Source organism: Pseudomonas sp. K5002, from assembly GCF_013386655.1.
In the GTDB taxonomy this organism is placed as follows: Bacteria; Pseudomonadota; Gammaproteobacteria; order Pseudomonadales; family Pseudomonadaceae; genus Aquipseudomonas.
Window position 1 is genome coordinate 1 of record NZ_JACARK010001143.1, and the last position, 8,664, is coordinate 8,664.

At 62.9% G+C, this 8,664-nt stretch carries 4 protein-coding genes; all 4 read right to left on the reverse strand.

Annotated elements, in window-relative coordinates:
- Positions 1 to 5,316: filamentous hemagglutinin N-terminal domain-containing protein (locus HX846_RS34165; protein WP_178967145.1), on the reverse strand; the 5,316-nt coding region annotated here is incomplete at its 3' end.
- Between the two features lie 31 nt (positions 5,317 to 5,347).
- Positions 5,348 to 7,069: a ShlB/FhaC/HecB family hemolysin secretion/activation protein gene (locus HX846_RS34170; protein WP_177040686.1), complete on the reverse strand. Its 1,722-nt coding sequence runs from the start codon at positions 7,067 to 7,069 to the stop codon at positions 5,348 to 5,350.
- Positions 7,070 to 7,390: 321 nt separating this feature from the next.
- Entirely contained in the window at positions 7,391 to 7,873 is a 483-nt protein-coding gene (gene pgaD / locus HX846_RS34175; RefSeq protein WP_177081701.1) for a poly-beta-1,6-N-acetyl-D-glucosamine biosynthesis protein PgaD, read from the reverse strand.
- A partial coding sequence (locus HX846_RS34180) for a glycosyltransferase family 2 protein (protein ID WP_178967146.1) occupies positions 7,870 to 8,664 on the reverse strand: 795 nt, incomplete at its 5' end. The genes pgaD and HX846_RS34180, both read right to left, overlap by 4 nt.

Here is an 8,664-nt window from a genome sequence, read left to right on the forward strand (position 1 = left end):
GCTGCTGTCGGTTAGGGTGCGCATGCCGGCGCCCTGGCGCACCTGGATGGCGGTGTTGTCGTTGGTAATGTCGCCCTTCAGGGTGGTGAGGCTGACCTGGGTGCCGCGTATCTCGCCAGCCATGGAATTGCGGATGCTGTCCTGGGCCAGCAGGCTGAGGTTGTTGCCGGCCTCGATCAGGCCGCCGGTGTAGAGGCTGCCGCTGCTGGCCACCGAGAGGTTGTTGCTGGCGCGCAGGGTGCCGACGTTGATCAGGTCGCCGCCGGTCATCAGGTTGAGGTCACGGCCCTGGATCAGGCTGTTGCCGCGCACGTTGCGGGAGTCGGCCTGGGCCAGGTAGAGCACCGGCACGAGCACGGTCTGGCCGTCGACCACGCGGTTTTCCATCCACACGATGTCGTGGGTCAGGGCGCCGACTTGCTGGTCAGTGAGGGACACGCCGACGCTCAGGCGCAAGGCGTCCTTGCTGGCCAGGGCGTTGTCCATCAGGTAGCGGAACTGGTCGTAGTCGCTGGTCAGGCCACCGGCGAGGAAGCGTTGCCCGGTTTGCGCCAGCACGGCATCGCGGATCAGCCGTGACTCGTATTGCCCGTCACCCAGGCGACGCCAGGCGTTGTCGGGGCTGTAGCCGAGCTTGCCGAGCATGTAGTCGGAGCTGAAGAAACCCGCCACAGTGGTGAGGTTCGGGTTGGTCTCGATCAGGTAGTGGCTGGTGGGGTCGGCGTTTTTGATGAACAGGCCGTAGTCGCCCTTGGGCAACTGGAAGCCGGGCGCGGTGGTGGGATCGACCGGGGTGAAGGACTCGCCGGTGTAGTCCACGGGTACGTAGCGGCCGTCGGGCGCGATGCTGGTCACCGGCAATACGCTGCTCGGCGCCTGGGCGGTGGCGTCGTTGACGTGCTTGCTCAGGTTGATGTTGATGCCGCCGACGGGGATGCCGGTCTGGTCGTCACCGAGGGTGCCGGTCAGTTGCTCCAGGGTGTTGGTGTGCAACGTGCCATTTTGCAGGGTGCGCGCAACGTTGAGGTTGACCGCGCCACCGGCCTGTATCGTCGCGGTGTAGCCCGGGCCGCCGTTGTCGGTCCAGGTGGTGACGTTGCTTTGTTCGGAGAAACGCCAGTCGCTCGACCGGGCCTTGAGCACCTCAAAGCGTGCTTCATCGAAATTACCCGCTGCCACTGCTGCGTTGAAGGCGGGCACGTCGATGTATTCCATCCGGTCCCACTCATCGGTGTCGATGCGCTGCGGGGTGCCGATGACGATGGTGTTCTGCCCGGTGCGAGTCGCGGCGCCCTGGTTGAGCAGGTCGTTGGCGGTGATGCTCAGGTTGCCATTCGCCGCCAGCAGGCTATAGCGGTTCTGGACGTTGTCGCCCTGGATCAGCAGGTCTTTGCCCGCCACCAGGCGCGCAGATGCCGAGTCCTTGATCGCGGATTCAAGGTAGGTCTGGTTGATGGTGATTTGACCGCGCTTGAACGAGTCGTGCCCGCCGCAGTGCTGGCCGCACTGCCAATTGAGGCTGCCGGTGGTGACGGTCTGGCCCAACTCGAATTCAGCCTTGGCGTTTTCCACATTCCGCGCACTGATGCCGATATTGCCTTCGCTTTCAACCGTACCGGAAAGGTTGCTGAAGCCCGCCGCCATGCCGCCATCGAGCGCCGCGAAACTCAGGTTGCCCTTGCTGTAGACGTCGCCGTACAGGTTGCTGAAGCTGTTCCCGCGCAGGGTCAGATCGCCGCCGCTGAACAGCAGCGTGTCCGCGCTATTGCTGATGCCATTGCTGGCGCTGAGGTTGACGTTGCCTTGTGAACCGAGGGTGCCGCGGTTGTTGATCTGTGCGGCGGCAATGTCGAGTTGCTGGCGTGCGGTGAGGTAGCCGAGGTTATCCAGCGTACCGCCCAGGGTGATGCGGGTGGTGGTGCCGCCGGCCAAACGCCCGCCGTTCTGGCTGAGGTTGTTGGCGACCACGCTCAGTTTTTGCTGGGCCGAAAGGCGGCCACTGTTGGTCATGTCGCCGGTCAGGTTGACAGTCAGGTCACCGTCGCTGAGCAACTCGCCCGCGTTATCCAGGCTGGCGACATCCAGGATCAGCCCCTTGGCGCTGGCCAGGCGGTCGCCGGCCTTGAGGCTCAGGCCCTGGGTGCTGGTGTAGTGCAAGGCTTCATTGAGTTGCACACGGCCGAGGCCATCGACCCGGCCGAACGACCAGTCGGCGGTGCCCAGGCCATTGATGCTGCCCTGGCTGCCGCTGAGGCTGCTGGTATTGAGGCTGAACACGCCGGTGCCAGCGTGCTGCAGTTGCCCGGCCTGGTTATTCAGATGCCCGGCGCTGAGGCTGAAGGCCTGGCTGCCGAATTCAAGAATGCCGTTCTGGTTATTCAGTTGGTCGGTGACCGTCAGCGTGCTGCTGGCGCCTTCCATCGCCCGCAGTTGGCCGCCCGCGCTGTTGTCGAGGTTGCCGCCATTGAAGGTCAGGCCCTGGTTGGACTCAATCAGGCCGCCTTGGTTGGTCAGTTGGGTACGCGAGGTCAGGCTGAGCTGATTGCCGCTGATCTGGCCGTTGGCGCTGTTGTCCAGGGTGGCGCCGGAGACGGTGACGTGCTCCTTGCCGAACAGTTTGCCGCCCCGGTTGGTCAAGGCCTCGACCGTCAGTTGCAGGTCGCTCTTCAAGGCGGTCAACGCGCCGGCCTTGGTACCGTCTTGGCTGTTGTCGACGCTGTCGGCTGTCACCGTCAAGCTGTCGCCTTGCACGGTGCCGCCCTGGTTGTTCAAGGTGCCCAGCGTCAGGTCGACCGCCGCACCACCGCTGAGGATCATGCCCTGGCGATTGCTCAGGTCCTGGCCGCGGTAGCTCACGCCCTGATTGCCGGCCAGGAGTTGGCCCTGGTCGTTGTCGAGGGTTTGCGCCGCGATATCCAGGCGCTTGCCCCGCAAGGTGCCGCCCTGGTTGTCGAGGGTGGTCAAGGCCTTGACCAGCACACTGCGTTCGGCGGCGTCGATCACACCGTTGGTGTTGGTCAGCAGGTTGCTGATGTTGAGGGTGATGTCGCCGTCATTGCTGACCAGCGCGCCCTTGCTGCTGTTGTCGAGGTCTTGCGCGGTGACAGTGAGGGCCTTGCCCAGCAGGATCCCGGCGCTGTTGCCCAGGCGGTTGCCGGTCAGCAGCAGGTCACCCTCACTTTGAATACGGCCCTGGGTATTGAGCAATTGGTCGTTCAGCACCACGCTCACACCCGGCACACCACCGGCCAGCAACCCGGCACTGCGGTTGTCGAGGCTGCCGGCGCGGACGTCCAGTTGGTCACCGACGATACGCCCGGCGCGGTTGTCGATCTGCCCGCTTCGCGCATCCAGCAGCAACTGCTTGCCGATGATGGCGCCGCCCTGGTTATCCAGGCTCGCGGCGTGCAGTTCGATGTCGCCCTGGGCGGCCTGCAAGTGACCTTTGGCGTTGTTCAACTGTTGGGCGACGGTCAAGGTCAACTTGCCGGCATCCGCGCTGAGTACACCTGCGTCGTTGTTGCTGAGGCTGCCGAGGGTAGCGGTGAGTTGCCCACCCACCAGCTTGCCGTCCTGGTTGGCGACGTCACCGGCGCGCAGGTTCAAGTCAGTGCCAGCCTGGGCATGACCCTGGCTGTTGTTGAAGGTGTTGGTGACGGTGAGGTTGAGCGCGCCTTTCTCGGCACTGATCAAGCCCTTGGCACTGTTGTCGAGGCGGGCGGCGTTGACCGTCACGGCGTCGGCAACCAGGAAACCGTTCTGGTTGTTGATTGTGTCCGCTGTTACACCGAGGTTGCCCGCGACAATCTGCCCGCCGGTGTTATTCAGCGTGCCGCTGTTGAGCGTCAAGCTGCCGCCCGCGACCTGGATATGGCCCTGGCGGTTATCCAGCGCATCGGTTTGCAGCGTTGCCGCCTGATCGGCACCGAAGCGAATCAGCCCGCCGAGGTTGACGATGGCCGGCGCGTTGATCGCCAGCGCTTGCTCGCCATACACCCGCGCGGTGGCGCCCTGGTTGGTCAGTCTGGCACTGTTCAGCGTGACGGTTTTACCCTGGATCACTGCGCCCTGGTTGTTCAGTTCCCGGGTGGCCGTGGCGCTCAGCGAGCGGCTGGCCAGGACGTTGCCGCTGGTGTTCAGGGTTTGCGTATTCACCACCACATCGCCGGTGGCATTGCGGCTGTTATCGGCCTGCACGCCTGCTTCGATGATGCCCGGGTTGGTGACGGTGGTGGCTTTGAGTTCGATGCGTTGGCCAGCGGCCAGGCTCTTTTGGTTGACCAGTTCTTCAGCACTGCTCACCTGCACATTGCCGGCGGCGTAGACCTTGTCGGTCAGGTTCACGTTCTGCGCGGTGACCTTGAGGTTACCGGTGGTCGCCGTCTGCGCCATGCTCAGGCGCCCGTTGGCATCCAGCTGGATGTCGCCGCCACTGGCGGCCAGCGTACCGTCGAGTTTCACCCCTACGCCGGCTTCGGTGCCCACCAGTTTGATCGCACCGGCGTACATGCCGCCCAATGCCGAGGAATCGATGGCCAGCTCGGGCTTTGCGCTGCCGTCATCGGCGCGCGCGGTGGCTTTCAGGCTGTTGGCATCGACGTCGTTACGCCCGGCAATGACGGTCAATTCTCGTGCATTGATCTGCGCATTGATCTTGGCCGAACGGGTGATGATCTCGAAGCGGTCGACGTTACTGGCGTTCAGGCCCTGGCCGTCGATGGTCACGGCACCGCCGTCAACCTGATAACGCTGCAACTGGCCGCTGGCGTCGAGCACCGGTTTGCCGGTGGTGAGGGTCACGTTGGGGGTGTTGATGAAGCCGCAGCCGCTGCATGTAACGCCGTACGGGTTGGCGACGATGACCTTGGCCGACTGGCCCGCCACTTCGGTGTAGCCGCGCAGTTGGCTGGGGCTGCCGCCGTTGACTTCGTTGAGGATGACGCTGGCCGCGCCGCCCTTGAGGTTGGGGTTGCCGACGATGTAGCCACCCAGCTGGGTGTTCGTCATGGGGCCGTTGGCGTTGTTGAGGATCACGCCGTTGGGGCCGACGTTGTAGTCCTTGAATTGGTTATGGGACAAGCCACTGCCATTGGGGGTGGCGATGTTTACCACCGGTACGCCATTGCCGGCCTGGCCGACGGTGGTGCCCGGCGCACTGACCACAATGCCTCCGGCCTGGGCCAGCAGCGGCTGCCAGAACAGCGCGTTGGCCAGGATCAGCACCAACCCGCGCTTGGGCAGGCCGAAGAACGAGTCTCGCGGTTTCAGCGCAGCAGAAGGTTGGCGGGCCAGGAAGGCAAAGTGGCGAACATCCATTGTCATATTCTCGATGTAACGGGGCGTTGAATTACAGGAAGAAATCCATGCGGAAGTAGATCGGCGCTTCGCGCTCGCTCATCACTGCCGGGCGTTCCAGGGAATGGGCAAAGGTCACGCTGGTGCTGACGTATTTGCCACGGGCGAACAACTCCAACGAGTTGCTCGAGACCCGGCCGTGCACGTTGTCGTTGTAGCGGCCATTGCTGATCACACCCTGGTCGTAGCCGACGCTGGCGCCGTATTCGGCAAAGGCCGGGCGCATCCAGTCCCAGGTCACCGGGCGCGCCCAGCGCACGTCGTTGCGCCAGTAGCCGCCGCTGTCGCCGGTGAGCTGCTGGTCTTTGAAACCGCGCACCGAGGCCGAGCCGCCGAGGCTCATGCGCTGGGGGCTGAACAGAATGTCTTCACTGCGTTGGCCGGTGGCCAGGCTGGAGAAACTGAACGACTCACCCCATAGCGTGAATGGCTGCAAGTAGCTGACGGTGGCGGTGTATTTGCGGTAGCGCGCGTTGGGCAGGCGATTGCCGTACTGATCGCGCTCGTTTTCAGCTTGGGCATCGAAGGCGCCGATACCGTTCTGCATGCCCAGGTCGAGGTTGACGAAGGCATTGCCGATGCGGCGACCGTGGTTGATGCCCAGTTGCAGTTCACTGAGGCGGTTGCTGCTGGGCTCGGTGCGCACGTCGAGGATGTAGTTGTTGGTGCGCAGGTGCGACAGGCCGACGTTCACCGAGGTCTTGCTCACGTCGTCACGATGGATCACGCGCTCGGCGCGCAGTTGGTGGTTTTCGTTGTCGCCGTTCTGCTTGAATTTAAAGTCGTTGGTTACGCCAAAGGTGCGGTAATCACTCTCGCTGTAGGTGTAGCTGAAGTTCCACCAGCCCCACGGCACGTTGTAGTAGAGCATGGTGTTTTTCGAGGTTTTCTGGTGGTCGCTGACGGCATCGTGGCCGCCGCGCAACACAAGCTGGTCGGCCAGGCCCAGGGGGCTGTCCCACTCAAGGCCGGCGCCCCACTGTTGTTCGCCGGTGCTTTTCTGCCCGTCGTTATTGCGCGACAGGCTGGCGCGCCAGGGCTTCTGCGGGACATTCCTGACCTGCACTTCACTGCCGCCCACCTGGCTGCCGGGGGTCAGTTCCATTTGCGCCTGCTTGGACGGCAAGCGATTCAACTGGTCCACCAACTGCTCGATTTCCCGCAGGTTGAGCTGCTCGCCGACCTTGCCGGGAAAGGCCATGGCCAGCTCGCGCGGGGACAGGTTGCTGCCGTCGGCGCCCTTCAAGCCTTCGAGCTTGCCTTCCACCACCAACACCTGGAGGTGGCCGGTGGAAAGGTCCTGCTGCGGCAAGTAAGCACGGCTGGTAACCATGCCTTTGTCGATGTAGTAGTCGGTGATCGACTTGAGCACTTGGTTGAGCTGGGAGACACCCAGGCACTGGCCGATATACGGCTTGAGCAGGCGCTCGCGGTCCGGTGCAGGCAGGCTGTCGGCCCCCTTGAGTTCGATGTCTTTGATCGGGAAGCAACGGGTGTCGGCCGGGGTGGCAGGCGCTTCGGGCTTGGCTTCTTTGCCGGGCAGTTCCTTGAGGTCTTCAAGGCGCCGGCGCTGTTCTTCCAGCAGACGGTTTTGCCGGTCGCGGATCAGGTCCTGGTCGCCAGGCGTAGGCGCCGCCACCGCACTATTGAGTGCGAAGCAAGTCAGCAGGCAAACGCCCAGCAGCAGCCGAGTCCGTGGCAATAATAAAGACATGTTCGATCCGTCGAAAAAGCGGGGGCCGGCAAACTAACATCGAACTTCCGGTGGGCCAAGATTCTGGCTTAGTGGGAAGTTATGTTTAACAGGCATATAAGTTGCTGATTATTAACAACAAATAAATCATGCAACGTTTAATTGCTTGCAATTGGAATTTTTATTCCGACAAGCGGTAACAGTTTTGATACACCTCCAATGGTGGCGCTTACAATTGCCATTACTTGGCCATCAATGCGGTATCAAGACTGGTTAGTAGCCAAAAGATGAGAAAAGTTCGCGGTTATTTTGTGAATTGGATCCCATTTTTCGATATCCCGGTTAACCAACCTCCTTGGTCCGCTCCTGCCCCGCTACCAACTTCAGCCCTGGCCGCTCCACATGCCGGGACACATGGGCTGTCACTTCCTGCACGCCCCCTTCGTGGTCGTTATGAATCACCAGCACACCCGGGCGGCGCAGTTGCTCCAGGTCACCTTCCCCCAGGCTGAAGCTGTCGCTCAAACGCTGGTCACTCAAGGCCTTGGCCGCCGAGCGCCGCTGGGCAAAGTGCTTGCCACGTCGCTGCTGGTAGCGTGCCCAACTGATCAGCACGACTGCGTTGAACACGGCAATCCACAGGTAGATCTGCAAGGTATCCAGCGCCGCGAAAATCGGCGCATCGATCCGCGGGCCGCCGTGGCTGTCGAGCATCGGCACCAGCCCGCGCACCAGCAGGATGATCAGCCCGGCCCAGGCCAGCAGGGTCAGGAATACGTCGATGGCCCACATCACCGGGCGCTGTTGGGTTCGGATCAGGTTCATGGCTGCACATCCGTAGTGGGGGCTTTGATTCCGCGATCCGGGCTGACCCAGCGCGCGCGTTTCTGGTGTTGGCGGAACAGCACTTTGGGGAAGCTGACCAGGGTGGTGAACAGGCTCACCAGCCAGAACACCAGCGGGTACCAGACGGTCCAGAACAGGGTTTTCCACAGGCCCTTTTCATAGCGCCGGTCGATCATGATGCTCACCGCGAACTGCACCAGGCACACCACCGCCAGCAGCAGGCCGGTGAAGGCCGGCGGCATCAGCGAGTCGACGGCGATGGCGGCGGGCAGCGTCACCACTTTGCCCACGGCCCAGAAAATCACCGAGAGCAAAAAGGTGAAGGCCCAACCGGTGGACAGGCAGTATTCGAACAGCAGCGGCCACAGGTAGCGATGGCGCCATTGCCAGATGCCACGAATATTTTTGAACAGCACTTCAGCGCCGCCCTGGGCCCAGCGCAGGCGTTGCTTCCACAGGCCGCCGAGGGTTTCCGGCATCAGGATCCAGCACAGCGCGCGGGGCTCGTAGAAGATGCTCCAGTGGTCCAGTTGCAGCTTCCAGCTCACGTCGATGTCTTCGGTGATCATGTCGGTGCTCCAGTAGTCGACCCGGTCCAGGGCCGCCCGCCGAAACGCCACCACCACGCCGGAGACGGTGAAGATCCGCCCGAAGACCCGCTGGGTGCGCTTGATCAAGCCGATGATCGAAGAGAACTCGCCCACCTGCACCCGGCCGATCAAGGTGGAGCGCGTGCGAATCCGCGGGTTGCCGGTGACGGCCCCCAGGCG